18 protein-coding genes are annotated in these 25796 nt (G+C 55.9%); 12 read left to right on the forward strand and 6 right to left on the reverse strand.

The window, feature by feature from the left end:
• Nucleotides 1-108 precede the first annotated feature (108 nt).
• Nucleotides 109-843, reverse strand: a complete 735-nt coding sequence (gene ubiG, locus DVA44_RS07155; RefSeq protein ID WP_103825116.1) for a bifunctional 2-polyprenyl-6-hydroxyphenol methylase/3-demethylubiquinol 3-O-methyltransferase UbiG — start codon at nucleotides 841-843, stop codon at nucleotides 109-111.
• 132 nt (nucleotides 844-975) lie between these two features.
• Here ubiG and gyrA point away from each other — a divergent pair, with 132 nt between their 5' ends.
• Both gyrA and rcsC read left to right on the forward strand, forming a co-directional pair.
• Nucleotides 976-3612: a DNA topoisomerase (ATP-hydrolyzing) subunit A gene (gyrA, locus tag DVA44_RS07160; RefSeq protein WP_103825115.1), complete on the forward strand. Its 2637-nt coding sequence runs from the start codon at nucleotides 976-978 to the stop codon at nucleotides 3610-3612.
• A gap of 143 nt (nucleotides 3613-3755) precedes the next feature.
• A complete protein-coding gene (gene rcsC / locus DVA44_RS07165) occupies nucleotides 3756-6602 on the forward strand; it encodes a two-component system sensor histidine kinase RcsC (RefSeq protein ID WP_114386065.1) in 2847 nt (948 codons plus the stop codon).
• A gap of 111 nt (nucleotides 6603-6713) precedes the next feature.
• On the opposite strand, the gene rcsB is transcribed toward rcsC, so the two are convergent.
• Both rcsB and rcsD read right to left on the reverse strand, forming a co-directional pair.
• The gene (gene rcsB, locus DVA44_RS07170; RefSeq protein ID WP_032612710.1) at nucleotides 6714-7364 is read right to left on the reverse strand and encodes a response regulator transcription factor RcsB; all 651 of its coding nucleotides are present in this window, start codon (nucleotides 7362-7364) and stop codon (nucleotides 6714-6716) included.
• 16 nt (nucleotides 7365-7380) lie between these two features.
• Nucleotides 7381-10053, reverse strand: a complete 2673-nt coding sequence (gene rcsD, locus DVA44_RS07175; protein WP_114386066.1) for a phosphotransferase RcsD — start codon at nucleotides 10051-10053, stop codon at nucleotides 7381-7383.
• A gap of 739 nt (nucleotides 10054-10792) precedes the next feature.
• On the opposite strand from rcsD, the gene DVA44_RS07180 reads away from it, so the two are divergent.
• The 6 genes from DVA44_RS07180 (at nucleotide 10793) to mgtE (ending at nucleotide 18173) form a co-directional block, all read left to right on the forward strand.
• Entirely contained in the window at nucleotides 10793-11899 is a 1107-nt protein-coding gene (locus DVA44_RS07180; RefSeq protein ID WP_103825112.1) for a porin OmpC, read from the forward strand.
• A 119-nt stretch (nucleotides 11900-12018) separates the two neighbouring features.
• Entirely contained in the window at nucleotides 12019-13074 is a 1056-nt protein-coding gene (apbE, locus tag DVA44_RS07185) for an FAD:protein FMN transferase ApbE (protein ID WP_103825111.1), read from the forward strand.
• A gap of 72 nt (nucleotides 13075-13146) precedes the next feature.
• A complete protein-coding gene (gene ada, locus DVA44_RS07190; protein ID WP_114386067.1) occupies nucleotides 13147-14211 on the forward strand; it encodes a bifunctional DNA-binding transcriptional regulator/O6-methylguanine-DNA methyltransferase Ada in 1065 nt (354 codons plus the stop codon).
• Nucleotides 14211-14861: a DNA oxidative demethylase AlkB gene (gene alkB, locus DVA44_RS07195; protein ID WP_103825109.1), complete on the forward strand. Its 651-nt coding sequence runs from the start codon at nucleotides 14211-14213 to the stop codon at nucleotides 14859-14861. The genes ada and alkB overlap by 1 nt, the downstream gene beginning before the upstream one ends.
• 76 nt (nucleotides 14862-14937) lie before the next feature.
• Nucleotides 14938-16581, forward strand: a complete 1644-nt coding sequence (locus DVA44_RS07200; protein ID WP_114314404.1) for a multidrug ABC transporter permease/ATP-binding protein — start codon at nucleotides 14938-14940, stop codon at nucleotides 16579-16581.
• A gap of 155 nt (nucleotides 16582-16736) precedes the next feature.
• Nucleotides 16737-18173, forward strand: a complete 1437-nt coding sequence (mgtE, locus tag DVA44_RS07205; RefSeq protein WP_114386068.1) for a magnesium transporter — start codon at nucleotides 16737-16739, stop codon at nucleotides 18171-18173.
• Here the strand turns inward: mgtE and DVA44_RS07210 are convergent.
• Entirely contained in the window at nucleotides 18136-19365 is a 1230-nt protein-coding gene (locus tag DVA44_RS07210) for a SulP family inorganic anion transporter (protein WP_246843604.1), read from the reverse strand. The two genes, mgtE and DVA44_RS07210, sit on opposite strands and share 38 nt — an antisense overlap.
• Nucleotides 19366-19623: 258 nt before the next feature.
• Here DVA44_RS07210 and mqo point away from each other — a divergent pair, with 258 nt between their 5' ends.
• Nucleotides 19624-21279, forward strand: coding sequence for a malate dehydrogenase (quinone) (gene mqo, locus DVA44_RS07215; RefSeq protein WP_114386070.1), 1656 nt, complete (start codon nucleotides 19624-19626; stop codon nucleotides 21277-21279).
• A gap of 36 nt (nucleotides 21280-21315) precedes the next feature.
• Here the strand turns inward: mqo and eco are convergent, their stop codons facing one another.
• Nucleotides 21316-21807: a serine protease inhibitor ecotin gene (gene eco / locus DVA44_RS07220; RefSeq protein ID WP_114314407.1), complete on the reverse strand. Its 492-nt coding sequence runs from the start codon at nucleotides 21805-21807 to the stop codon at nucleotides 21316-21318.
• A gap of 195 nt (nucleotides 21808-22002) precedes the next feature.
• Here eco and DVA44_RS07225 point away from each other — a divergent pair, with 195 nt between their 5' ends.
• From DVA44_RS07225 to DVA44_RS07235, 3 genes are all read left to right on the forward strand, one after another.
• A complete protein-coding gene (locus DVA44_RS07225; protein WP_114314408.1) occupies nucleotides 22003-22263 on the forward strand; it encodes a DUF2534 family protein in 261 nt (86 codons plus the stop codon).
• 81 nt (nucleotides 22264-22344) lie between these two features.
• The gene (locus DVA44_RS07230; RefSeq protein WP_114386071.1) at nucleotides 22345-23529 is read left to right on the forward strand and encodes an MFS transporter; all 1185 of its coding nucleotides are present in this window, start codon (nucleotides 22345-22347) and stop codon (nucleotides 23527-23529) included.
• 91 nt (nucleotides 23530-23620) lie between these two features.
• The gene (locus DVA44_RS07235; RefSeq protein WP_114386072.1) at nucleotides 23621-25024 is read left to right on the forward strand and encodes a DUF1996 domain-containing protein; all 1404 of its coding nucleotides are present in this window, start codon (nucleotides 23621-23623) and stop codon (nucleotides 25022-25024) included.
• Nucleotides 25025-25102: 78 nt separating this feature from the next.
• On the opposite strand, the gene DVA44_RS07240 is transcribed toward DVA44_RS07235, so the two are convergent.
• Entirely contained in the window at nucleotides 25103-25786 is a 684-nt protein-coding gene (locus DVA44_RS07240; RefSeq protein ID WP_114388379.1) for a fimbria/pilus periplasmic chaperone, read from the reverse strand.
• Nucleotides 25787-25796: the final 10 nt, after the last annotated feature.

Consider the following 25796-nt stretch of genomic DNA (forward strand, 5'->3'; position numbering starts at 1 on the left):
TGTCAATATTCCAGAAAAAAAAATGAAAATTTGATCGACTGCTGATTTCTTCAACGGGTGGTCAAAAATGCGCAACAAACTGCTGCGCATTCGTCAGAAAAAGAGTAATTACTCTTGCTCATTTTTGGCGGTGGTATGGAGCATGTAGTTAACATCCACGCCTGGCGCCAGTTTGAATTTGTCGGTCAGGGGATTGTAGTGCAGGCCGGTCATGTGCTGCTCTTTCAGGCTGGTGCCGTCGACCCAGCTCAGTAATTCCGCCGGCTTGATGAATTTTTTCACATCGTGCGTGCCTTTTGGCACCATCCGCAGCACATACTCCGCGCCGACCACCGCCATCAGCCAGGCCTTGCCGTTGCGGTTGATGGTAGAGAAGAACACCTGACCGCCCGGCTTCACCAGCGCGGCACAGGCTTTCACCACCGATTGCGGATCGGGAACATGCTCCAGCATCTCCATGCAGGTGACAACGTCGTACTGGTGGGCGTGCTCCGCCGCGTGGGCTTCAACCGTTTCCTGCACGTACTCCACCTGGATACCGCTCTCCAGCGCGTGCAGACGCGCCACCTGTAGTGGCTCGAAGCCCATATCCAGCCCGGTCACCGTGGCGCCTTCGCGCGCCATGCTCTCGGCCAGGATGCCGCCGCCGCACCCCACATCGAGCACCTTTTTACCAAACAGACCGCCGGAACGCTCCGCGATATAGCCCAGGCGCAGGGGGTTAATGCGGTGCAGCGGTTTGAACTCACCTTCAAGATCCCACCAGCGCGAGGCCACGGCTTCAAATTTGGCGATCTCTTCGTGGTCGACGTTGTCAGCCATCGGGGATTTTTCCGCATTCATGGACGCTTTTACTCCGTAATTTAAAGACGAGGAAGTATATCAGGATAACAAAGCAAATTAGTTTAAACCTAAGCGGGTGTGTTATAATTTCCGACCTTTGAATCCGGGATACAGTAGAGGGATAGCGGTTAGATGAGCGACCTTGCGAGAGAAATTACACCGGTTAACATCGAGGAAGAGCTGAAGAGCTCCTATCTGGATTATGCGATGTCGGTCATTGTTGGCCGTGCGCTGCCGGATGTCCGCGATGGACTTAAGCCGGTACACCGTCGCGTACTATACGCCATGAACGTATTGGGCAATGACTGGAATAAAGCGTACAAAAAATCTGCCCGTGTCGTTGGTGACGTAATCGGTAAATACCATCCTCATGGTGACTCCGCGGTGTACGACACCATCGTCCGTATGGCGCAGCCGTTCTCGCTGCGTTACATGCTGGTTGATGGTCAGGGTAACTTCGGTTCTATCGACGGCGACTCCGCTGCGGCAATGCGTTATACGGAAATCCGCCTGGCGAAGATTGCCCATGAGCTGATGGCCGATCTGGAAAAAGAGACGGTAGATTTTGTCGACAACTATGACGGCACGGAAAAAATTCCTGACGTTATGCCGACGAAGATCCCTAACCTGCTGGTAAACGGTTCGTCCGGTATCGCCGTAGGTATGGCGACCAACATTCCACCGCACAACATCACCGAAGTGATTAACGGCTGCCTGGCCTATATCGACGATGAAGAGATCAGCATTGAAGGGCTGATGGAACACATCCCGGGCCCGGACTTCCCGACCGCAGCGATTATTAATGGCCGTCGCGGTATCGAAGAAGCGTACCGTACCGGTCGCGGCAAGATCTATATTCGTGCCCGCGCCGAAGTGGAAGCGGATGCCAAATCTGGCCGTGAGACCATTATCGTCCACGAAATTCCGTATCAGGTGAACAAAGCGCGCCTGATCGAGAAGATTGCCGAGCTGGTTAAAGAGAAACGTATTGAAGGTATCAGCGCGCTGCGTGATGAGTCTGACAAAGACGGCATGCGTATCGTGATTGAAATCAAACGTGACGCGGTAGGGGAAGTGGTGCTTAACAACCTCTACTCCCTGACGCAGCTTCAGGTCTCCTTTGGCATCAACATGGTTGCGCTGCACCATGGTCAGCCGAAGATCATGAACCTGAAAGACATTCTGAGCGCGTTCGTGCGTCACCGCCGCGAAGTGGTGACCCGTCGTACCATTTTCGAACTGCGTAAAGCCCGCGATCGTGCGCACATCCTTGAAGCGCTGGCGGTTGCGCTGGCGAACATCGATCCGATCATCGAACTGATCCGTCGTGCGCCAACCCCTGCCGAAGCGAAAGCGGGCCTGATCGCGCAGCCGTGGGATCTGGGCAACGTCTCTGCGATGCTGGAACGTGCCGGTGACGATGCCGCGCGTCCTGAGTGGCTGGAGCCGCAGTACGGTATTCGCGAGGGCAAATACTGGCTGACCGAACAGCAGGCCCAGGCGATTCTGGATCTGCGTCTGCAGAAACTGACCGGCCTTGAGCATGAAAAACTGCTCGACGAGTACAAAGAGCTGCTGGAACAGATCGCTGAGCTGCTGCACATTCTGGGCAGCGCCGATCGTCTGATGGAAGTAATCCGCGAGGAGCTGGAGCTGGTCCGGGATCAGTTCGGTGACGAGCGTCGCACGGAAATCACCGCCAACTCCGCGGATATCAACATCGAAGACCTGATCAACCAGGAAGACGTTGTTGTTACCCTGTCTCACCAGGGCTACGTGAAGTACCAGCCGTTAACCGACTACGAAGCACAGCGTCGTGGCGGCAAAGGCAAGTCAGCGGCACGTATTAAAGAAGAAGACTTTATCGACCGCCTGCTGGTGGCTAACACCCACGACACCATCCTCTGCTTCTCCAGCCGGGGCCGTCTGTACTGGATGAAGGTTTATCAGCTGCCAGAAGCGAGCCGTGGCGCCCGTGGACGTCCAATCGTCAACCTGCTGCCGCTGGAACAAAACGAACGTATTACGGCGATCCTGCCGGTTCGCGAATACGCTGAAGGGGTGAACGTCTTTATGGCGACCGCCAGCGGCACGGTGAAGAAAACCGCTCTGACCGAGTTCAGCCGCCCACGTTCTGCCGGCATTATCGCCGTCAACCTGAACGAAGGCGATGAACTGATTGGCGTGGATCTGACTTCCGGCTCCGATGAAGTGATGCTCTTCTCTGCCGCCGGTAAAGTGGTGCGCTTCAAAGAGAACGCGGTGCGCGCCATGGGCCGTACGGCGACCGGTGTCCGCGGGATCAAACTGGCGGGCGAAGACAGCGTGGTCTCCCTGATTGTTCCACGTGGCGAAGGCGCAATCCTCACCGTCACCCAGAATGGTTACGGTAAGCGTACTGCCCAGGACGAATATCCAACCAAGTCCCGTGGCACCCAGGGCGTTATCTCGATCAAAGTCACCGAGCGCAACGGTTCCGTTGTTGGCGCGGTACAGGTCGATGATGCCGACCAGATCATGATGATCACCGATGCCGGTACGCTGGTGCGTACCCGCGTGTCGGAAATCAGCGTGGTGGGCCGTAACACCCAGGGCGTGATCCTCATCCGTACCGCGGAAGATGAAAACGTGGTGGGTCTGCAGCGTGTTGCTGAGCCAGTGGATGACGAAGAGCTCGACTCTATCGACGGTAGCGTGGCAGAAGGTGACGATGAAATCGCGCCGGAAGCGGAAATCGACGATGATGCGGCAGATGATGCCGAAGAGTAATCTCTTCTGATGACAAAGGGCCGGTTTCCGGCCCTTTTCTTTTGTCGCGGCGCTGAATTGCAGACAACCGAACGTTGCGACGGCGGCGATTTACCGCTACCTTAACCCATTCCTTGTGAACCTGACGGCGGAGCCTCGCCCCCTTGAAATACCTCGTCTCCTTTCGAACCACGCTGAAAGTTTCTCGCTATCTTTTTCGGGCGCTGGCGCTCCTGATTTGGGTGCTTATCGCGCTATTTTCGGTGTTTTACATCGTCAATGCGCTGCACCAGAAGGAGGCGGAGATCCGTCAGGAGTTTAGCCTCAGCTTCGATCAGTCCCAGCGCTATATTCAGCGCACCGCGGACGTCATGAAGGAGCTCAAATATATCGCCGAAAACCGTCTGACGGCGGAGAATGGTGTGCTGGCTATCCGCGGGCGCGACAGTAAGGCAGATGTCCCCAACTTTGAACCGCTTTTCCCCGACTCTGACTGCTCGGCGATGGGCTCAGCGTGGCGGGGATCGCTGGAGTCGCTGGCCTGGTTTATGCGCTACTGGCGCGATAACTTCTCGGCAGCCTATGACCTGAACCGCGTCTTCCTGATTGGCAGCGAAAATCTCTGTATGGCCGATTTTGGCCTGCGCGATGTGCCGGTGGACCGCGACAGCGCGCTGAAAAGCCTGCACGAGCGGATCATCAAATACCGTAACGCGCCGCAGGATGAGCGCGGTAATAATCTGTTCTGGATAAGCCAGGGTCCGCGTTCAGGAGTAGGGTACTTCTATGCCCTAACGCCGGTCTATCTGGGCAACCGTCTGCAGGCGATGCTCGGTATTGAGCAGACTATCCGCATGGAGAACTTTTTCACCCCAGGGAATCTGCCGATGGGTGTGACCATTCTCGATGAAAACGGTCACTCTCTCATTTCACTGGCCGGGCCGGAATCGCGGCTGAAGGTTGATCCTCGCTGGATGCAGGAGCGCTCATGGTTTGGCTACAGCGCCGGTTTTCGTGACCTGGTGTTGAAAAAAAGCCTGCCGCCTTCGTCGCTGAGCATTGTTTACTCCGTACCAGTGGATATGGTGCTGGAGCGTATTCGGATACTGATCCTCAACTCGGTACTGCTAAACGTGCTGGTGGGGATTGCGCTGTTTACCCTCGCGCGGATGTACGAGCGTAAAATCTTTATTCCGGCGGAGAACGATGCCCAGCGTCTTGAAGAGCATGAGCAGTTTAACCGCAAGATTGTTGCCTCTGCGCCGGTGGGGATCTGTATTTTACGCACCCTTGACGGGACCAACATCCTCAGTAACGAGCTGGCGCATAACTATCTCAATATGCTCACCCATGAGGACCGACAGCGGCTGACGCAGATTATCTGTGGGCAGCAGGTCAACTTCGTCGATGTCCTGACCAGTAACAATACCAACCTGCAGATAAGCTTTGTCCATTCGCGCTATCGCAATGAGAACGTGGCGATCTGCGTGCTGGTGGATGTCTCCGCCCGCGTCAAAATGGAAGAGTCTTTGCAGGACATGGCCCAGTCCGCCGAACAGGCCAGCCAGTCGAAATCGATGTTCCTTGCCACCGTCAGTCACGAACTGCGTACTCCGCTCTACGGGATTATCGGTAACCTCGATCTGCTGCAGACCAAAGAGCTGCCGCGCGGCGTTGACCGTCTGGTGACGGCGATGAACAACTCCTCCAGCCTGCTGCTGAAAATCATCAGCGACATTCTCGACTTCTCTAAAATCGAGTCCGAGCAGCTGAAAATTGAACCGCGCGAATTCTCGCCGCGCGAGGTGATGAACCATATCAGCGCCAACTACCTGCCGCTGGTGGTGCGTAAGCAGCTGGGGCTGTACTGCTTTATTGAGCCGGACGTGCCGCTAACGCTGCAGGGCGATCCGATGCGCCTGCAGCAGGTGATCTCCAACCTGCTCAGCAACGCCATTAAGTTCACTGACATGGGCTGCATTGTGATGCATGTCGCCAAAGCAGGGGACTACCTGAGCATTCGCGTGCGCGACACCGGGGTGGGAATTCCGGCCAAAGAGGTAGTCAAACTCTTCGACCCGTTCTTCCAGGTGGGAACGGGCGTTCAGCGTAACTTCCAGGGCACCGGGCTGGGGCTGGCGATCTGTGAAAAACTGATCAGCATGATGGACGGCGATATCTCGGTGGATACCGAACCGGGCATGGGCAGTCAGTTTACTATCCGTATTCCTCTTTATGCCGCGCAGTCTCCGGCTAACATGCTGATTGAGGGATTAAGCGATAAACGCTGCTGGCTGGCGGTCAATAATGCCTCGCTGTATGCCTACCTGGAATCCCTGCTGACCTCATACGGCATCCGGGTGGCGCGCTACGCCGGACAAACCCCGGACGCGGAAGATATGCTTCTCACCGACGATGAGCTGACGAAGCCGTGGCAGGGTAAAGCGGCGGTGATCTTCTGTCGACGCCATATCGGTATCGCCCTGGAGCGTGCGCACGGTGAGTGGGTGAACAGCGTGGCCTCGCCGCACGAGCTGATTACGCTGCTGGCGCGTATCTATCGTGTGGAAATGGACAGCGCGGACGGGACAACGTCGCTGCCGTCGCCGGAATCCGAGCAGTCATTGAATGAGGACATGATGATCCTCGTGGTGGACGACCATCCGATTAACCGCCGCCTGCTGGCCGATCAGCTCGGCTCGCTGGGCTATCAGTGTAAAACGGCGAATGACGGTGTGGATGCCCTCAATGTGCTGAGCAAAAACCATATCGACATTGTCCTGAGTGATGTGAACATGCCGAATATGGATGGCTATCGTCTGACTCAGCGCATCCGTCAGCTCGGTCTGACGCTGCCGGTGGTGGGCGTCACCGCTAACGCGCTGGCAGAGGAGAAGCAGCGTTGTCTGGAATCGGGGATGGATAGCTGTCTTTCCAAGCCGGTAACACTGGATGTCCTGAAACAGACGCTGTCGGTATATGCGGAGCGGGTGAGAAGAGCGCTGGGATAAAAAAAAGCCCAGAAATGGGCTTTTTTATTATTGCCGGGTGGCGCTGACGCTTACCCGGCCTACGCTACCTGTAGGCCCGTGCAAGCGAAGCGCCGCCGGGCATGTAGCTCATTACTCTTTATCCGCCGGACTCAGGGTCACGGAAGAGAGATAGTTCAGCAGGGCGATGTCGTTCTCCACGCCCAGCTTCATCATCGCCGATTTTTTCTGGCTACTGATGGTCTTGATGCTGCGGTTCAGCTTCTTGGCAATTTCGGTCACCAGGAAACCTTCGGCAAACAGACGCAGGACTTCACTCTCTTTTGGCGACAGGCGTTTGTCACCGTAACCGCCAGCGCTGATTTTTTCCAGCAGGCGAGAGACGCTTTCCGGCGTGAATTTTTTCCCTTTCTGCAGCGCGGCCAGCGCTTTCGGCAGATCGGTCGGCGCGCCCTGTTTCAGGACGATGCCTTCGATATCGAGATCCAGAACCGCGCTCAAAATCGCTGGGTTATTGTTCATGGTCAGCACGATGATCGAAATGCTTGGGAAATGGCGCTTGATGTATTTGATCAGCGTAATCCCGTCACCGTACTTATCTCCAGGCATGGAAAGGTCGGTGATGAGCACGTGCGCATCAAGCTTTGGCAGGTTATTAATCAGTGCTGTGGAATCTTCAAATTCACCGACTACATTCACCCACTCGATCTGTTCAAGTGATTTGCGAATACCGAACAGTACAATCGGATGGTCATCGGCAATAATTACGTTCATATTGTTCATGTATAGGGCTACCTTGCTACAGCAAGCTTTTGACGTAGGCGTCAATGTCGCTGATGTATTTTTCTATGCTGGCGGCATCTTTCTCACGAATAAGATGTTCCAGCGTTTCACATAATTGCTTGCCTGGAACCAGATTAAGCATGGCAAACACCCCTTTGAGCCGGTGTGCTGTCTGAGCCAGCGCCGCGAAGTCATTCACGGCCGATTCAGTATACAACCTCTTAACATCATCTGGAACTGTGTCTACAAAGAGCGAATAATATCCGCTGGCATGAAGTTCAGCATTTTCATTGCCGCCCAGTGGGGATTCCGGGATCGTTTCCTGCGCCAGTTGCTCTTCTATTAGTTGTAGTACAGCTTCCTGCATAGCATTGCTCATATTAAAGTTGACGCGCACCTGGCCGGGGCCAATTTTCCGCACGCCTGGCTCATCATCGCTTAAAAGCAAGCCCGAGGCAGTAAGATTAGACGGATTATCTGTTAAAAAGAGATCATATTCTTGACTTGCCAGCCGTTCGTCAGGGGATATACAGGTTGCACCCCAGTTTTCCAGCTGACGAACCACAATATTGCGGATCTCGTTTGAGGTCACGTCCACCATTATTACCACATCATCCAGCAGGCGTTCATCCTCCTCCGCATCCTGCGGACTTGCCGCCATTTTGACGTGCAGAGAGTAGCGGGTGCCCAGCGATTCACGCGCTTTGATATTCAGATGGCCGCCAAGCTTACGCGCCAGCTGATCGCAGAGCCAGAAGGTGAGGGCATTGGCTTTGCCATAGTTGTCGCCCTGGGTCTCGTTGAGGAACGGGAAGTGCAGATTATCAATTTCGCTGGCGGTAACCCCTTCGCCGGTATCCAGAATGCGGAAGGTGAGACGGTCTTCAGCCGATTCATCGCTGCTCACTTCAAGGGTAATTTTGCCGATCTGGGTAGTGGTGACTGCGTACTGGATCAGCATCAACAGAATGCGGCGCAGGGCGTCACGGTCGCCATGACGCTCATCGTTCGCGCGCAGCGGGTTGTTAATCAGCAGCTGCAGCCCTTTACGTTTGATGACCGGCAGCACTTCCGGCACCACTTCATCAATCAGATCCTGAATGGAAAACAGCGAGGCCGTGCTCTTCCAGGTGTCATTTTCCAGCATGTTGGCAAGCTGGATCTCATCCACCAGCCGTACCAGCGTATCGGCATGAGCGGAAAGCTGCATGCTCTCCGGGGTGGATAAATGGGCAGCTTCGCTGGCAAGCGCCTTCAGCGGCAGCTTGAACGCTTCGCCGATATTTTGCATAAACGCCGCGCGGCCCTGCTGGTTTTTCTCATACAGCCTTTGCGCCTGCTTGAGCTTTTTATTGACCAGCACCTCGCGATCCTGATCGCGAATAATGAAAATCTGCGTGCGCGATGCCACCTGGCTGCGGAACTGGCGGATCTCGTACAGCTCATTATTAATCGTGGCCTGAATCACCCCCTGGTGCTGATCCGCCATGCTGGTGATGTTTTGCAGATTCAGGTGGGGCAGCAGATGGTCGGCAATTTTGTTGCTGATCACCGTACGGTTAGCCTCCTGGTCGTGGACCAGCAGGCCGAGCGGCAGCACAGAGACAATCTCTTCATTCAGCGCGCGCAGGACACGCAGCTCGTTGTTGGTACCGGCTGCCACAGGAACATCGCTCTGGCGACCTGGCTGCGAACGGAAAGTACTGTAACCGAACAGCGCCAGCGCCAGCAGACCAATATTAAGCAGCAGCGGCAACAGGATGTTTTGCAGCGTATCCAGCAGCAGCGTACCGAAAGGCACCTGCCAGACCAGACGCATGCCGGTGGTGTTCAGGGTGGAAGCAATTTCGATTTTCGAACCATTAAAGGTGATAGAGACGCTGTCAGGGCTCTCTTTATCCGTCGGCGCGCGCAGGTTTTGCACTCCGTTGTCCTGCTCCAGGCGGAAGCTTTCCAGCGGCATATCCGGCGGGATCAGATCGTTGATGGGCAGATCGAAGGCTACCACCGTGGCCAGATGGCCTGGCTGATTGAATGTTGTACGCAGGGTGAAGTAGTGGCCATTTTGCCAGGCCAGTCGGCGCAGGGAGGAGAAACTTTCGCGCTCATCCAGGGCGTTAGCCTGCTGCAGCATCTCCGCGCGACGGGAATCGACAATATTACCCACCGTAGACTCTTTGAACCCGGAGGAGAGATCTTTAAGTGGCAGGGTGGAGATCAGGATCATGCTGTTGTCCTGACCGTTGAGATAGTACATCGACCAGGGAACGGTCTCCGCGCCCCACAGCGTATCCAGATAGGTCGACATGCGCTGGGTCATCTCCAGCGTAGCGCTGTCGTGGGAACCAAAAATCAGGGCTTCGGTTTTGCGTCGCGTTTTCTCAAGATAGTAAACGTCCTGCTTCAGGCGCGTCTCCTGCAAACCTTCAGCAGAGGAAGTGGTAGGGGTTGCCGCGATATTGTCGTAAATCTGCCAGGTGGCGTAGCGCCAGGTATCGATGCGCTTATGCAGCGCGTGGCTGATATCGACAATCTGATAGCTGCGGTCTTTGAGCCAGGTGTTCACGGCGCTTTGCACCATTACGCCCATGGTCACTAACAGCACAACGATCAATAGAAGAAAGAAACGAGTAATGCTGCCCGGAAGCAGGGAGAACTTGTTCGCGGCTGTGGTTTCAGACTGACTCATTGATGTGTTTAACCCGTTATGGCTGCGCTTCAGGCGAGTAGGGCAGTATAAAGCGTAATAATCGAATTTCCAGCCTCACGCCACGGGTGAGGCTGACTTTTTCACGTCGTTGCAGGACGAAAAAGAATTGTCTTAAATCTGTACGCCCAGGTAAAAATTGTACAAATAACTCACAATAGTTGGAAAAAATAGCACGAATAAACAAGAAATTAAATTCATCACGCAATTTATGAGCCTAAAAATAGCAAGCGAAGATTTAATTAATAGTCGTTATAGTTACAGGTGGGTAGCACAAATTATATAAAATTGCGTAAAGATGAGTAAAAAAAAACCGAATGCATTGCATTCGGTTCAATTCTGGATAAACAGACATTCAAATTTGAATGACGGTAATAAATAAAGTTAATGATGATAGCGAGAGATATTTTAGTAGCCGCTGCGGTTTTTGTTTTGTCAATCAGTGCTATAATTTATTTTTGTGTAAGTTGTTGATATTTATGATAAGTTTTTAAAATTTGATTTTTAGTGCGCTATTTTTTAACTAAATGTGCGGACAAAAAGTTCCCTGAAATTTACAATTTGAAACATCTATACGGCAATATGAAATATCTTAAAAGTTTTCGTATCATATTCTTATTGGATTATTCTGTATTTTTGAGGAGAATGAACTTGCCGACTGGTTAAGAGGGTTAATCAGTAAGCAGTGGTAATAAAAGACATATAACAGAGGGTTAAAATAATGAAAGTTAAAGTACTGTCCCTCCTGGTGCCAGCACTGCTGGTAGCAGGCGCAGCGAATGCGGCTGAAATTTATAACAAAGACGGCAACAAATTAGATCTCTACGGTAAAGTAGACGGTCTGCACTATTTCTCTGATGACGACGGCGCTGATGGCGATCAGACTTACATGCGTCTCGGCTTCAAAGGCGAAACTCAGGTTAACGATCAGATCACTGGCTACGGTCAGTGGGAATACCAGATTCAGGGCAACACCACCGAGAGCGACAACCAGTCCTGGACGCGTGTGGCCTTCGCAGGTCTGAAGTTCGCTGAAGCAGGTTCTTTCGACTACGGTCGTAACTACGGCGTAATCTACGACGTCACCTCCTGGACCGACGTTCTGCCAGAATTCGGCGGCGACACCTACGGTTCCGACAACTTCCTGCAATCCCGTGCTAACGGCGTTGCAACCTACCGTAACCAGGACTTCTTCGGTCTGGTTGACGGCCTGAACTTTGCTCTGCAGTACCAGGGTAAAAACGGCAGCGTCAGCGGCGAAAACGACACCGGTCGTAGCCTGCTGAAACAGAACGGCGACGGCTTCGGCGGCTCTCTGACTTACGATCTGGGCGAAGGCTTCAGCGTAGGTGCGGCAGCAGCCTCTTCTAAACGTACCGCAGACCAGAACGCTGCAGGCGTTTACGGCGACGGCGACCGTGCTGAAGTGTACAGCGGCGGCCTGAAATATGACGCGAACAACCTGTACCTGGCAGCGCAGTACTCCCAGACCTACAACGCCACCCGTTTCGGCAACTCTCAGAACGGCAGCGACATTTACGGCTTCGCTAACAAAGCACAGAACTTCGAAGTGGTTGCACAGTACCAGTTCGACTTCGGTCTGCGTCCATCCGTGGCTTACCTGCAGTCTAAAGGTAAGGACATTGATAACTACGGCGACCAGGATCTGCTGAAATATGTTGATGTTGGCACGACTTACTACTTCAACAAAAACATGTCCACCTACGTGGATTACAAAATCAACCTGCTGGATAATAACTCCTTCACCCGTCAGGCTGGCATCAGCACCGATGACATCGTAGCACTGGGTCTGGTTTACCAGTTCTAAGTCTTACGTACTATTGCGAAAGGGGCCAAAAGGCCCCTTTTTTTGTTTTACCATCAGGCCCTTACAAAGCCTGTTTTTTGGTGTACTCTTGCCGGTCTCAGGCTTGAGGATAATAACGAATGGAAATTACTTTTTTGCGTGTCGGCTTGTTGGCGACACTGTTTATGCTGGCTGCGTGTGACGCACCTGCTCCCTCTGCAAAGAGCGAAACCGCCGCCGCGACGGTGCTGGAAGGGAAAACGATGGGTACCTTCTGGCGCGTCAGCGCCATCGATCTCTCCGCTGCCCGGGCTGAAGAGCTGCGCGGGAAGATCCAGGCTCAGCTGGACGGCGATGACCAGCTAATGTCTACTTATAAAAACGACTCCGCGCTGATGCGCTTTAATCAGTCGAAGAGTACCTCACCCTGGCCGGTGAGCGAAGCGATGGCTGACATTGTCACCGAATCGCTGCGGGTGGGCTACAAAACGAACGGCGCGATGGACATTACCGTCGGCCCACTGGTTAACCTGTGGGGCTTTGGCCCGAATAAGCAGCCGGTGAAAACCCCCGATCAGGCGCAAATTGACGATGCCCGGGCGAAAACGGGGCTGCAGCATCTGTCCGTGATTAATCAGTCCGGCCAGCAGTATCTGCAAAAAGATATTCCCGATCTGTTTGTCGATCTCTCAACGGTGGGCGAAGGTTACGCCGCCGATCACCTGGCCCGGCTAATGGCCGAAGAGGGGATCTCGCGCTATCTGGTATCGGTAGGCGGGGCGCTGGTCAGCCGGGGCATGAACGCCAGCGATAAGCCCTGGCGCGTGGCGATCCAGAAGCCGACCGATGAGCAAAACGCCGTGCAGGCCATTCTCGATATCAATGGCCACGGTATCAGCACCTCCGGCAGCTACCGCAACTATTATGAGCTGGACGGAAAACGCATTTCGCACGTAATCGATCCACAGACCGGTCGTCCGATTACCCACAACCTGGTGTCGGTGACGGTGATCTCCCCGACGGCCCTGGAGGCCGATGCCTGGGATACCGGCCTGATGGTGCTGGGGACGGAAAAAGCCAAAGAGGTTGTGCGTCAGCAAGGGCTGGCTGTCTATATGATCACCCGCGAGGGGGAGGGCTTCAAAACCTGGATGTCCCCGCAGTTCGCCAGTTTCCTCGTTAACGGGAAGAATTAAAAAGCAAGGTTGCGGGTTTTTCTCGGCTGGCGCTCAGGCAGGCTATGAGTATGCTTACAGAAGGAGCCGATCATGAAAAAGCCGAACCTGAATAATGATGATGAACGCTGGCTGGCGGTGCTGGCCCGCGATGAGAGTGCCGATGGTCAGTTTGTTTTTGCCGTACAGACCACCGGCATCTTTTGCCGCCCCTCCTGCCGGGCGCGTCATGCCCTACGTGAAAACGTTCGCTTTTACCCCGATGCCCGCCAGGCGGCGCAGGCGGGTTTTCGTCCCTGCAAACGCTGCCGCCCGGATCAACAGGACCCGCAGGCGCAGCGCGTCGCCACCATCGAAAAAGCCTGCCGGCTACTTGAGCAGGAGCAGCCTTTAACCCTTGAGCAGCTGGCGGAAGCGGTGGCGATGAGCCCGTACCATCTTCATCGTCTGTTCAAAACCGCCACCGGGATGACCCCGAAAGCCTGGCAGCAGGCGGCCCGGGCGAAACGGCTGCGACACGCTCTGGCGCAGGGGGATAAAATTACTGACTCCGTGCTGGCGGCAGGTTTCCCCGACAGCAGCAGCTACTATCGCAACGCCGATGCTACGCTGGGGATGACCGCGAAGCAGTACCGCAACGGCGGGGAAGAGACCACCGTGCGCTACGCCCTGAGCGACTGTACGCTGGGGCGCTGCCTGGTGGCGGAAAGCGCGCGGGGGATCTGCGCCATTTTACCCGGCGATGACGACAGCACGCTGGTTGCCGAGCTGGCGACCCTTTTTCCGCACGCCCGGCGGGAACAGGCAGATGCCGCCTTTGCCGCCCGCGTCGCCCGGGTGATCGCCAGCGTGGATAACCACGCCGTGGCGCTCGCCCTGCCGCTGGATATTCGCGGCACCGCTTTTCAGCGCCAGGTCTGGCAGGCCTTGCGCGCCATTCCCGGCGGCGAAACGGCAAGCTATCAACAGGTGGCAAACGCCATTGGACATCCTGGCGCGGTGCGGGCGGTGGCCCGGGCCTGTGCCGCCAACAAACTGGCGGTTATCATCCCTTGTCACCGGGTGGTGCGAAGCGACGGCGGGATCTCGGGCTACCGCTGGGGCACGGCCCGTAAAGCGGCGCTGCTGCGTCGGGAAGCGAAAAAAGGGGAGGTGTGATGCTCGATCTCTTTGCAGATGAACAACCCTGGCAGGAGCCGCTGGCGCCCGGTGCGGTGATCCTGCGCCGCTTCGCCCGGGCTGGGGCGCCTGCATTAATGCAGGCAATCGAACAGGTGGCTACCGTCTCGCCGTTCCGCCAGATGGTCACCCCCGGGGGTTACACCATGTCGGTGGCAATGACCAACTGCGGCGGGCTGGGCTGGACCACCAATCAGCGGGGCTATCTCTACTCCCCGAAAGACCCGCTTACCGACGCCCTCTGGCCACCGATGCCGGAGGCGTTTGCCACCCTGTGCCACGATGCTGCCTGCGCGGCGGGCTACCCTGAGTTCCAGCCGGACGCCTGTCTCATCAACCGTTACGCGATTGGGGCTAAGCTCTCATTGCATCAGGATAAAGATGAAGCGGACCTGCGGGCGCCGATTGTCTCGGTCTCCCTCGGCCTGCCGGCGGTATTCCAGTTCGGCGGTTTACGCCGTAACGATCCGCTGAAACGCCTGCTGCTGGAGCATGGCGACGTAGTGGTCTGGGGCGGGCCATCCCGCCTGTTTTACCATGGCATTCAGCCCCTTAAGCCTGGTACGCATCCTCTTACCGGCGATTATCGCTACAACCTGACCTTCCGTCAGGCGGCGTACAGCGAATAAAAATAAGAATTATTCTTGATGTAAACGGCGAGCAGTTTACACTGCTGGCTGTTTTTTCTTGTCTGGATTGCTCTGCATGGAACTCCTGTTACTGGTCTGGCGCCAATACCGCTGGCCGTTTATCGCGGTGATGGCATTGAGCCTGCTCAGCGCCGCGCTGGGTATTGGGCTGATCGCCTTTATCAACCTGCGTTTGATTGAAACTGTTGATACCACCCTGATGGTGCTGCCGGAATTTCTCGGTCTGTTGGTCCTGCTGATGGCCGTCACGCTCGGCTCGCAGCTGGCGCTCACGACGCTCGGTCACCACTTTGTCTACCGCCTGCGCAGCGAGTTCATCAAGCGGATTCTGGATACCCAGGTTGAACGCGTCGAGCAACTGGGCAGCGCCTCGCTGCTGGCCGGGCTGACCAGTGATGTGCGCTCAATCACCATCGCCTTTGTGCGTCTGCCGGAGCTGGTACAGGGGATCATCCTGACCTTCGGATCGGCGGCCTATCTGGCCTGGCTCTCCACCAAAATGCTGGCGATCACCGCCCTGTGGATTGCGATCACCATCTGGGGCGGCTACCTGCTGGTGTCGCGGGTCTACAAACACATGGCGGTGCTGCGCGAAACCGAAGATAAGCTCTATAACGACTATCAGACGGTGCTGGAAGGGCGCAAAGAGCTGACCCTGAACCGCGAGCGTGCCGAGCATATCTTTAACAACCTCTATATTCCGGATGCCCGCGAATATCGCCATCACATCGTGCGGGCCGATACCTTCCACCTGAGCGCGGTCAACTGGTCGAATATCATGATGCTGGGGGCGATTGGCCTGGTCTTCTGGATGGCGAACAGCCTCGGCTGGGCGGATACTAACGTCGCCGCCACCTACTCGCTGACGCTGCTGTTCCTGCGCACGCCGCTGCTCTCGGCTGTCGGGGCGCTACCGACCCTGCTCAGCGCCCAGGTCGCCTTTAACAAGCTGCGTAAGTTTGCCCTCGCGCCGTACAAACCTGATTTCCCGCGTCCTGAGGCCTTCCCGAACTGGCAGACGCTGGAGCTGCGTAACGTCACCTTCCAGTACCAGGACAATGCATTTTCCGTCGGGCCGGTGAATTTAACCCTTAACCGCGGCGAGCTGCTGTTCCTGATTGGCGGTAACGGCAGCGGCAAATCGACGCTGGCGATGCTGCTGACCGGCCTGTATCAGCCCCAGTCAGGTGAGATCCTGCTGGACGGTAAACCGCTCAGTGCTGAAAAACCGGAAGACTACCGCAAGCTCTTCTCGGCGGTGTTTACCGACGTCTGGCTGTTCGATCAGCTGCTGGGGCCGGAAGGCAAGCAGGCCGATCCGGCGCTGGTGGAGAAGTGGCTGACGCATCTGCAAATGTCCCACAAGCTGGAGCTGCAGGATGGCAAAATCCTCAACCTCAAGCTGTCAAAAGGGCAGAAGAAGCGCGTGGCGCTGCTGCTGGCGCTGGCGGAAGAGCGTGACATTATTCTGCTGGATGAGTGGGCTGCCGATCAGGACCCGCATTTCCGTCGCGAGTTTTACCAGGTCCTGCTGCCGCTGATGCAGCAGATGGGCAAAACCATCTTCGCCATCAGCCATGACGACCATTACTTTATCCATGCTGACCGTCTGCTTGAGATGCGCAGCGGCCAGCTGATGGAACTGACCGGCGCGGAGCGCGATGCCGCGTCGCGTGATGCGGTAGCCCGTACCGCCTGAGCGTAACTGTGCCGGGTGGCGGCTTCGCCTCACCCGGCCTGCGATTTTGTTTTTCCCGTCTGCTGCTTTTTTGACCTCTCCTCTCATCCGTTTATTAAAATTTACACAACCCCACGCTATGCTTAATGCCAACTTATTTAATGGATTGATATTTAATGTCTGTATTAAGCAAAAACAGCGCACGGCTGCGCGATGAAGAGCGTGCGCGCCTGATCTGGCTGATGACCACCGACAAAGCGCTCACCTCCACCCTGCTGGGTAAACTGACCCTGGCTGAGCAATATGATGTCGGGACGTTAGCCGACGATATTGCTGAGGTAGGGGCGCTGGTAGCCCATTTACCGCCGCCGGATCTCGCCGACACCCTCGAAGCGCTGCCCTCGGAAGAGCGCCACGCTTTGTGGCGGCTGGTAGAGGATCACGAGCGCGGTCAGGTACTGCTGGAAGCCTCCGAAAACGTCTGGGACGATCTGATCGACGAGATGAGCGACCAGGCCATTCTCGACGCGGTACGCACCCTGGATATCGACGACCAGCTCTACATGGTCCAGCACCTGCCGCGTAACCTGACCGGACAGTTGCTGGCGTCGCTGCCGCCTCAGGATCGTGCCCGGGTCCAACAGGTGATGCACTATGAGCAGGACCGCGTCGGTGCGATCCTCGAGTTCAGCGTCATTACGGTGCGCCCTGACGTCACGCTGGGTGCGGTCCAGCGCTACCTGCGACGTCTGGGCAAAATGCCAAAGAACACCGATAAGCTGTTTGTGACCTCCCGGGATAAAACCCTGCTCGGCGAGCTTGATCTACAGACCATTCTGCTTAACAGCACCCAGACCCTCGTCAGCGAGGTGATGGAAACGCAGCCGATGCTCTTTTCCCCGGAAGATGACGCCGAAAAAGCCGCCCGCACCTTTGAACGTGACAACCTGCTCAGCGCGGGCGTAGTAGACCCGGAGGGCAAACTATTGGGGCGCCTGACCATCGATGAGATCGTCGACGTGGTCTACAAAGAGACCGACAACGATATGCGCGCCCTCGGCGGGTTAAGTGCCGAAGAGGATGTCTATGCCCCGGTGAGTAAGGCGGTGAAAACCCGCTGGGCATGGCTGGCGATCAACCTCTGCACCGCCTTCATCGCCTCACGTGTCATTGACGGATTTGAACACACGATCTCCCAGCTGGTGGCGCTGGCCTCGCTGATGCCCATCGTGGCCGGCATTGGCGGCAATACCGGTAATCAGACCATCACCATGATCGTGCGCGCCCTGGCGCTTCAGCATATTCAGCCGGGCAACTTTACCTTCCTGATCCTGCGTGAGCTCGGCGTGGCGCTGATTAATGGCCTGGTGTGGGGCGGCATCATGGGGGGCGTGACCTGGTGGCTGTACGGCGATATGGCGCTGGGTGGGGTAATGACTCTGGCGATGGTGCTGAACCTGCTGGTGGCGGCGACGATGGGCGTCCTTATCCCGATGATCATGACCCGCCTCGGGCGCGACCCCGCAGTGGGGTCGAGCGTGATGATCACCGCCATTACCGATACTGGCGGCTTCTTTATTTTTCTTGGGCTGGCGACGCTGTTTCTGCTGTAACGGCGTGTTTGCGTCGCAGGCGGGCAGGGAGGATCGCCATCATGATAATCCCGCCTACCACACCAATTGCCAGGTTGCCGGTTGAAACGGTGGCCCCGACGGTCACCAGCATCACCAGCGTTTCCGCAACCGGCGCCCCTTTCACCGTGGCAGGGCGAATGCTCTGCCAGTTGAAGGTTTTAATGGCGACAATCGCCATGATCCCCGCCAGCACCGCCATCGGAATTTTTGCCATCACTTCGCTCAGGGCAGTGACCAGCACCAGCAGTACCAGCCCGGCGGCAAAGGTGGAGACGCGGCTGCGGCCTTTACCCATTTCGACGTTAACAATGGTCTGACCGATCATCGCGCAACCGGCGATCCCGCCAAAGAAGCCCGCCATGATATTGGCCACGCCCAGCCCCATGCTTTCGCGGCGCTTGCTGGACGGGGTCGCCGTCAGCTCATCCACCAGCTTCGCGGTCAGGAGCGACTCCATCAGGCCGACAAAGGCGATACTCAGGGCGCAGGGCCAGATAATACTCAGGGTTTGCAGATTCAACGGCACCAGCATCTGGGTGAGCCCCGGCAGTCCGCCGCCAATTGATCCTTCATCCCCCACGGTCGGCAGCAGCTGGCCGCTGGTGACGGTATAGAGTGTCAGCACCACGATGGCAATCAACGGGGAGGGCACGCTTTTAATGTAGCGGGGCGCCCAGAGCACAATCAGCAGGGTGAGCACAAACAGGCCGACGATCAGCGGGCTTCTGCTCCAGAAATGCGGTACCTGGGCAAAGAAAATCAGGATCCCCAGGGCGTTAACAAACCCGGTCATTACTGCCTGGGGAATAAAACGCATCAGACGCGCCATTCCCAGCGCGCCGAACAGGATCTGGATCACGCCAGCCAGCAGCACTGCCGGCAGGATGTATTGCGCGCCATGCTGATGGACCATCGGCCCGATCACCAGCGCCACGGAGCCCGCGGCGGCCGTCACCATCGCCGGGCGACCGCCCATCACCGACAGCCCCAGGCAGAGGACCACCGAGGCAAACAGGCTCACCTTCGGATCAACCCCCGCGACGACGGAGAACGAGATCACTTCCGGAATCAACGCCAGGGCGGTGATAACACCGGCAAGGGTTTCACGCATAAACAGCGATGGAGAGCGCAGGATAGAGAGCGCAGAAGGAGAAGCGTGTACTGAAGACATAGTTTTTCGCAGGTCAGGAGAATGAGTGCAGCCCAGAGGCATCTGTGCGCGCGATCACAAAGCGCTGCATAGTAGCGGGAAATGGCGCACTTTTCCAGCACCGGATTAGCCATACCCCTACAAATGCAGCGACATTTATTATCATAATTACAATAATTATTTAACCTTTAAACAATATTTAATTATTGCTACCGTGGCGCCGCACTCGACTTCATCTGCATAAATAGCGAACAAACGCGTATTACGAAGGCATTAATTATGAAAAAAATGACTGCCCTGCTGCTGGCTGCGGCGGCAAGCCTTAGTGCTGTCTCCATGGCGGCGAAGGCTCAGGCATCGCAAGAGCAGGAAACGGACGTTCTGTTAATTGGTGGCGGGATCATGAGCGCCACGCTGGGAACCTATTTGCAGGAGCTTCAGCCGGACTGGTCCATGACCATGGTTGAACGCCTGGACGGCGTAGCGCAGGAGAGCTCTAACGGCTGGAACAACGCCGGGACCGGCCACTCCGCGTTAATGGAGCTGAACTACACCCCACAGAAGAAAGATGGCTCTATCAGCATTGAGAAAGCGGTGGAGATCAACGAAGCGTTTCAGATCTCCCGTCAGTTCTGGTCTCACCAGGTGAACAGCGGTGTGCTGCACGATCCACACAGTTTCATTAACACTGTCCCGCACATGAGCTTTGTCTGGGGGGACGACAATGTGAACTTCCTGCGCGGACGTTATGCTGCTCTGCAGCAAAGCTCGCTGTTCCGCGGCATGAAGTACTCCGAAGATCACGCCCAGATCAAAGCGTGGGCGCCGCTGGTGATGGAAGGGCGCGACCCGAACCAGAAGGTGGCGGCCACCCGCACGGAAATCGGTACCGACGTTAACTACGGTGAAATCACCCGTCAGCTGGTGGGCTCTCTGCAGAAAAAAGAGAACTTCAACCTGTCGCTGAATACCGAAGTGCGTGGCTTTAAGCGTAACGCGGACAACTCCTGGAGCGTGACCGTCGCCGATTTGAAGCACAATGAAGAAGAGCACGTTATTAAGGCGAAGTTTGTCTTTATCGGTGCGGGCGGCGCGGCGCTGAAGCTGCTGCAGGAGACCGGTATTCCTGAAGCCGAGAATTACGCGGGCTTCCCGGTTGGCGGCCAGTTCCTGGTGTCGGAAAACCCGGAAGTGGTAAATCGCCATCTGGCGAAGGTCTATGGCCAGGCGTCCGTGGGCGCACCGCCGATGTCGGTGCCGCATATCGACACTCGTGTTCTCGACGGTAAGCGCGTGGTGCTGTTCGGGCCGTTCGCGACTTTCTCAACCAAATTCCTGAAGAACGGTTCGCTGTGGGATCTGCTCAGCTCCACCACCACTTCAAACGTGGGACCGATGGTTGATGTTGGTCTGGATAACTTCGATCTGGTGAAATACCTGATTAGCCAGGTGATGCTCTCCGATGACGATCGTTTTGAGGCGCTGAAAGAGTACTATCCGGAAGCGAAGAAAGCGGACTGGCGTCTATGGCAGGCGGGCCAGCGCGTGCAGATCATCAAGCGTGATGAGGAAAAAGGCGGCGTGCTGCGTCTGGGCACTGAAGTGGTCAGCGATAAAGAAGGTACTGTCGCCGCGCTGCTGGGAGCATCCCCGGGCGCCTCCACCGCGGCACCGATTATGCTGCACCTGATGGAAAAAGTGTTCAAAGACAAAGTCGCCAGCCCGGAGTGGCAGGCGAAGCTGAAGACCATTATTCCTTCATACGGTACGGCGCTGAACGGCAACGTTGAGGCCACCGAGCAGGAGCTGGAGTACACCAGCCGCGTGCTGCAGCTGAAGTATGAAAAACCGCAGGCACCGGATGCGGCGCCTCAGCCTGAGGCGCAGGCGACCTCCCAGCCGGAAAGCAAACCGGTTGCGGATATCGCACTCTGATATAAAAAAGCCGGGTGATTTACCCGGCTTTTTTTATTAACGCGTGACGGCGCTTTCTACCTTCTCATCAGCCTGCCAGATACGGTATCTCACCTCGATATTCGCAGGCGTATAAACCACAATCGGCAGCTTGCTGTTGTAGCGCAGCAGGCTATGCTCGCCGAGATTCGCGGTCACAAATTTTGTTGTCTTTTTCCCGTCCGGACAGGCCATCATGGTGGAAACCGGCGAAGTGACCTTATCAAAGATATAATAGTCATATCCCCAGCCTTCCAGCGTCTTGCTGGTTAACTTACCGCCGAGGCGGTGCACGTTGCAGTCCACCTCCAGCGTCTGGCCGATCAGCAGTTCCACCTTGTAATTCGCTTCATCCTTCTGCTCTGGCAGGTCGATAACCTGGCGCTTCATCCCCTGTTCCGCCTGCGGGTAGGGGGCCGTTTTACTGAGCGGCTGGTCAGCAGGGGTGGCGTATGCGCTGGCGCAGGTCAGAGCCAGCAGAGTGATGAGACTTTTAGCGGCGTTTTTCACAGTGATTCCTTTTTATGTCAAACGGTGGCCATACACTACCATGAATGGTGTTTTTTACCTTAATTTTATTTCTAACTGGTTTATATAACTAGTAAGGGCCTTGTGATTTGGTTTTAAATTCTGCATTGGCCCCGGAGGGACGATCGTGGTAGGGTGAGCTGCAATCATTGTTATCTATCTGTGAAGGAAACACGCATGGTACGTAATAAACTCAGCACCCCGGCGGGGAAGAAATTTCTGCTGGCGCTACTGACGGTTTTTCTGATCGCGGTGATGGGGGTAGGCCGTGTGACTATCATTGGCGTGGTTGAGCAGTACAACATTCCGCTGACGGAGTGGACCACCAGCATGTATGTGCTGCAATCGGCGATGGTGCTGGTCTACAGCACGGTCTTTACCGTGCTGCTGGCTATCCCGCTGGGTATATTTTTCCTCGGCGGGAGCGATAAACACTGAGTCGCCAACGCGATGAATGCCTGTTTCACTCCTGTGCCGTTTCGGGTTAAATGGTTTTTTCCCCGTTAACAGGAGTGGAGCATGGTCTCCCGGTTTTCCACGCTGAGCCGGATCCCAAAAGGGGTCTGGGTCGTTGGCGGCGTCAGCATGTTGATGGATATCTCCTCGGAGATCATCCATAGCTTATTACCGCTCTTTATGGTGACCACCCTGGGCGCCAGCGTCATTTTTATTGGCCTGATTGAAGGGCTGGCGGAAGCCACGGCGCTGATCATCAAGGTCTTCTCCGGCGTCATCAGCGACTATCTGGGGAAACGCAAAGGGCTGGCGCTGCTGGGCTACGGGCTGGGGGCCGCCAGTAAGCCGCTATTTGCGATCGCCTCGTCGTCGGGGATGATCCTCGGGGCACGTCTGATTGATCGCGTAGGGAAGGGGATCCGTGGTGCCCCCCGCGACGCGCTGGTGGCTGACGTCACGCCGCCGGAACTGCGCGGGGCGGCATACGGGCTGCGTCAGTCGATGGATACCATTGGCGCCTTTCTCGGCCCGCTGCTGGCGGTCGGCATGATGCTGCTGTGGAACGATGATTTCCGCACCATCTTCTGGATCGCCGTCATCCCCGGCGTGCTGGCCGTCTTACTGCTCTTTGTGGGCCTGCATGAGCCCGCCACGCCTGTTGCCCATAAACGGTCCAATCCCATCAAAAAAGAGAACCTGAAACGCCTCGGCGCCAGCTGCTGGTGGGTGATTGGCCTCGGCGCCGTCTTTACTCTCGCCCGTTTTAGTGAGGCATTTCTGGTGTTGCGAGCCCAGCAGGCGGACATTCCGCTGGCGCTGATCCCGCTGGTGATGGTCGCCATGAATCTGCTTTACGCGTTTTCGGCCTATCCGTTTGGCAAACTCTCCGATGCCATGAGCCATACCCGTCTGCTGCAGTGGGGGCTGGCGGTGTTGATCGCCGCCGATATCGTGCTGGCGCTGAGCACCCACTGGATGGCGATTATTGTCGGCGTGGCGCTGTGGGGTATCCATATGGGGATGACTCAGGGGCTGCTGACCGCGATGATTGCGAAGACGGCACCCCCCGACCTGCGGGGTACAGCGTTTGGCCTGTTCAGTATGGTAAGCGGCGTAGCGCTGCTGATTGCCAGCCTGGGGGCAGGCATCATCTGGGAAATGTGGGGGGCGGAATATACCTTTTATGCCGGGGCGATGATCTGCCTGCTGACGCTGGGGTATCTGCGCAAACGCCCGGCGGCGTTGTAAAGCGCGTAAGAGTAGAAAAATATTGCGCAAATAATTCGAAGCGTGAGTGCCGTTTTGTTACCAATGTGGTCCTTTCTATCAGGAGATACTTATGAAAAGGACCGCACTTTATACCGCGATGGCGTCAGCTCTGCTGCTGCCGTCACTTTATGCCCATGCAGGCCCGCAGGCGCACGTCGTCTGCGCTTATAACCATACCCTGGGCGATGACGCCATAATGATGTTTGGCAAAACCAACCAGGCGATGTGGCACGACTTTTTCGGCAACACCCATACGGACGCCCATTCGACCTATCAATCACTGCGTAAGCAGTCAGAAACCACCTGCGATAACAAAGCCGACAGCTCAGCTTACTGGGCGCCGTCGCTGCGCCTGCCGGACGGGACGGTGGTTCAACCCGCCTACCAAAAGACCTATTACCAGGCGTCTAACGTCGAACAGTTCCCGCTCAGTCCGTTCCCGGCCGGGCTGGCGCTGCTGGCGGGCGATCACCACGGCACCAAGCCTAACTCCCGCATTACCTTCTTATGCGCTAACGGCAAAGGTTACAGCAATAAAGTCGGTGAAGTGTGTGGGCTGAGAAAAGCCAAAGATGCGGTGCAGTTTAATATCGGGATCCAGTTCCCTAACTGCTGGGATGGTATCCATCTGCAGCCGCACCATGGCATGGCGAATGCGACCTACGATGTGAAAGGGCAGTGCCCGTCCGGTTATCCGGTGAAAATCCCGACGGTAAATATGAACGTGGCCTATGTGCTGCACGGGATCACTTCCCTGGATACCGCGAAAGCCCAGCTGTCGCTCGATCCCACCATGAATGGCGATGTGCGTGAAGAACACTGGGGCAGCCTCTATACCGCCCACGCCGACTTTATGAATGGCTGGACTGAAGACGGCGCGCGCTTTATGACCGAGATGTGCATGAATCAGGGCATGGACTGCGGCACTAACGTCCCCTACGGCTATTCAAAGGCGCTGGCAAACGTCTGGGTGAGTAGCGAGACCCCAACCACCCCGGTACCTGGGGCGCAGACCTTGCTGGTTCAGGATAACTGGAAAAACGGCGGTCGCACCCGTAACAGCGAAACGATGAGTCTGGTTAAGTTTAAGATCCCTGCGCTGCCTGAGGGCCAGGATCCGTCCCTGTTCAAATACCGGGTGCGGATCTATGGTGGAAAAGTCGAGGCCAACGGCGCGGATCAGATCTTCTTCTATCCGGCAAGCAACGACTGGGATCCCGCCACCGTCACCTGGAAAAATCGTCCGGCCTGCAATTACTCGTCAGATGCGCTGCTGTATCTCAACAACAAGCGTGAATATCGCATGGTCGATGTTGATAAGGCGGTGCGCAAAGCGCTGGCGGCGGGCAAGACGGAAATCTCCTGGTACATTGGTGGCGACCGTCAGGGCAACCACTACCAGTTCAGCCCCGCCTCTTCTAAAGAGAGCCTGATACTGATGCTGACGGGGTATAAACACACCCCGGAGACATAAGGTAGAGTGGATTTACAAAAGACAGAAGCCGGTTAGTTAACCGGCTTCTGTTCAGAGGGACTTATGGTTTACCAATCGCTAATTATGGAAGCATCCATTACCTAATTTAATGTATTTCTCCTGCGCCACGATAAATTTTCTATTCGTCACGCTGACGCTTTTATCCTGATACTTTTCCCCCGGCAACATATAAAACTGCGTTGAACTTTCATCATCGCCCTCGCAACCTTTCTGGATAATCACCCTGAAAAAGGTATTGCCGGTATTTTCGATAATGCCTTTTTGCTCATCGACTTTATAAGCCAGTTTAATTTTACGCGGACGAACGACGAGTATGGTACTCATCGAGGTCACCGGCAGTACGTTTAAATTACTGCCGGTTTTCTGCAGCGGGTAGAGACGAAGCGGGATCTCCTTAAACACGACCCGGAAATAACGTTCTTTATCATCCTTTGGGCCGCGATAATAGAGTTTAAAATAGTCTGTTTGCAGGGGCGCGAGCGAAAACTTCAGCGGTGCCCAGAGGATCTCCAGGTCCTGGTCGCTTATTTTGTTTTCACCGCCATTGCCAGGCCTGTCAATTTTCCAGGCGCTGATGTTATACAGATTTGTTCGGTCGGTATCGTTATAGATTGGCCGGGAGACGAAATCTTTGTCTGCCGGCATATCGTAGATAAGCGCGCTAAACCAGACGGCATGTGCCGTGTTAATGGATAGCAGCGCTGCCAATAACGTCGGGATTGTGAAACCCGCTTTTCTCATAAACATAGAC

It is taken from the genome of Leclercia sp. W17, from assembly GCF_003336325.1.
Taxonomy (GTDB): Bacteria; Pseudomonadota; Gammaproteobacteria; order Enterobacterales; family Enterobacteriaceae; genus Enterobacter.

Bases quoted from the DNA above. Each gene is read 5' to 3' on its own strand.
- mgtE (WP_114386068.1), top strand. From the start codon at position 16,737: ATGTCTGTATTAAGCAAAAACAGCGCACGGCTGCGCGATGAAGAGCGT.
- ada (WP_114386067.1), top strand. From the start codon at position 13,147: ATGAAAAAGCCGAACCTGAATAATGATGATGAACGCTGGCTGGCGGTG.
- DVA44_RS07235 (WP_114386072.1), top strand. From the start codon at position 23,621: ATGAAAAGGACCGCACTTTATACCGCGATGGCGTCAGCTCTGCTGCTG.
- ubiG (WP_103825116.1), bottom strand. From the start codon at position 843: ATGAATGCGGAAAAATCCCCGATGGCTGACAACGTCGACCACGAAGAG.
- gyrA (WP_103825115.1), top strand. From the start codon at position 976: ATGAGCGACCTTGCGAGAGAAATTACACCGGTTAACATCGAGGAAGAG.
- DVA44_RS07180 (WP_103825112.1), top strand. From the start codon at position 10,793: ATGAAAGTTAAAGTACTGTCCCTCCTGGTGCCAGCACTGCTGGTAGCA.
- apbE (WP_103825111.1), top strand. From the start codon at position 12,019: ATGGAAATTACTTTTTTGCGTGTCGGCTTGTTGGCGACACTGTTTATG.
- rcsD (WP_114386066.1), bottom strand. From the start codon at position 10,053: ATGAGTCAGTCTGAAACCACAGCCGCGAACAAGTTCTCCCTGCTTCCG.
- DVA44_RS07240 (WP_114388379.1), bottom strand. From the start codon at position 25,786: ATGAGAAAAGCGGGTTTCACAATCCCGACGTTATTGGCAGCGCTGCTA.
- mqo (WP_114386070.1), top strand. From the start codon at position 19,624: ATGAAAAAAATGACTGCCCTGCTGCTGGCTGCGGCGGCAAGCCTTAGT.
- alkB (WP_103825109.1), top strand. From the start codon at position 14,211: ATGCTCGATCTCTTTGCAGATGAACAACCCTGGCAGGAGCCGCTGGCG.
- DVA44_RS07200 (WP_114314404.1), top strand. From the start codon at position 14,938: ATGGAACTCCTGTTACTGGTCTGGCGCCAATACCGCTGGCCGTTTATC.
- DVA44_RS07225 (WP_114314408.1), top strand. From the start codon at position 22,003: ATGGTACGTAATAAACTCAGCACCCCGGCGGGGAAGAAATTTCTGCTG.
- DVA44_RS07210 (WP_246843604.1), bottom strand. From the start codon at position 19,365: ATGTCTTCAGTACACGCTTCTCCTTCTGCGCTCTCTATCCTGCGCTCT.
- rcsB (WP_032612710.1), bottom strand. From the start codon at position 7,364: ATGAACAATATGAACGTAATTATTGCCGATGACCATCCGATTGTACTG.
- DVA44_RS07230 (WP_114386071.1), top strand. From the start codon at position 22,345: ATGGTCTCCCGGTTTTCCACGCTGAGCCGGATCCCAAAAGGGGTCTGG.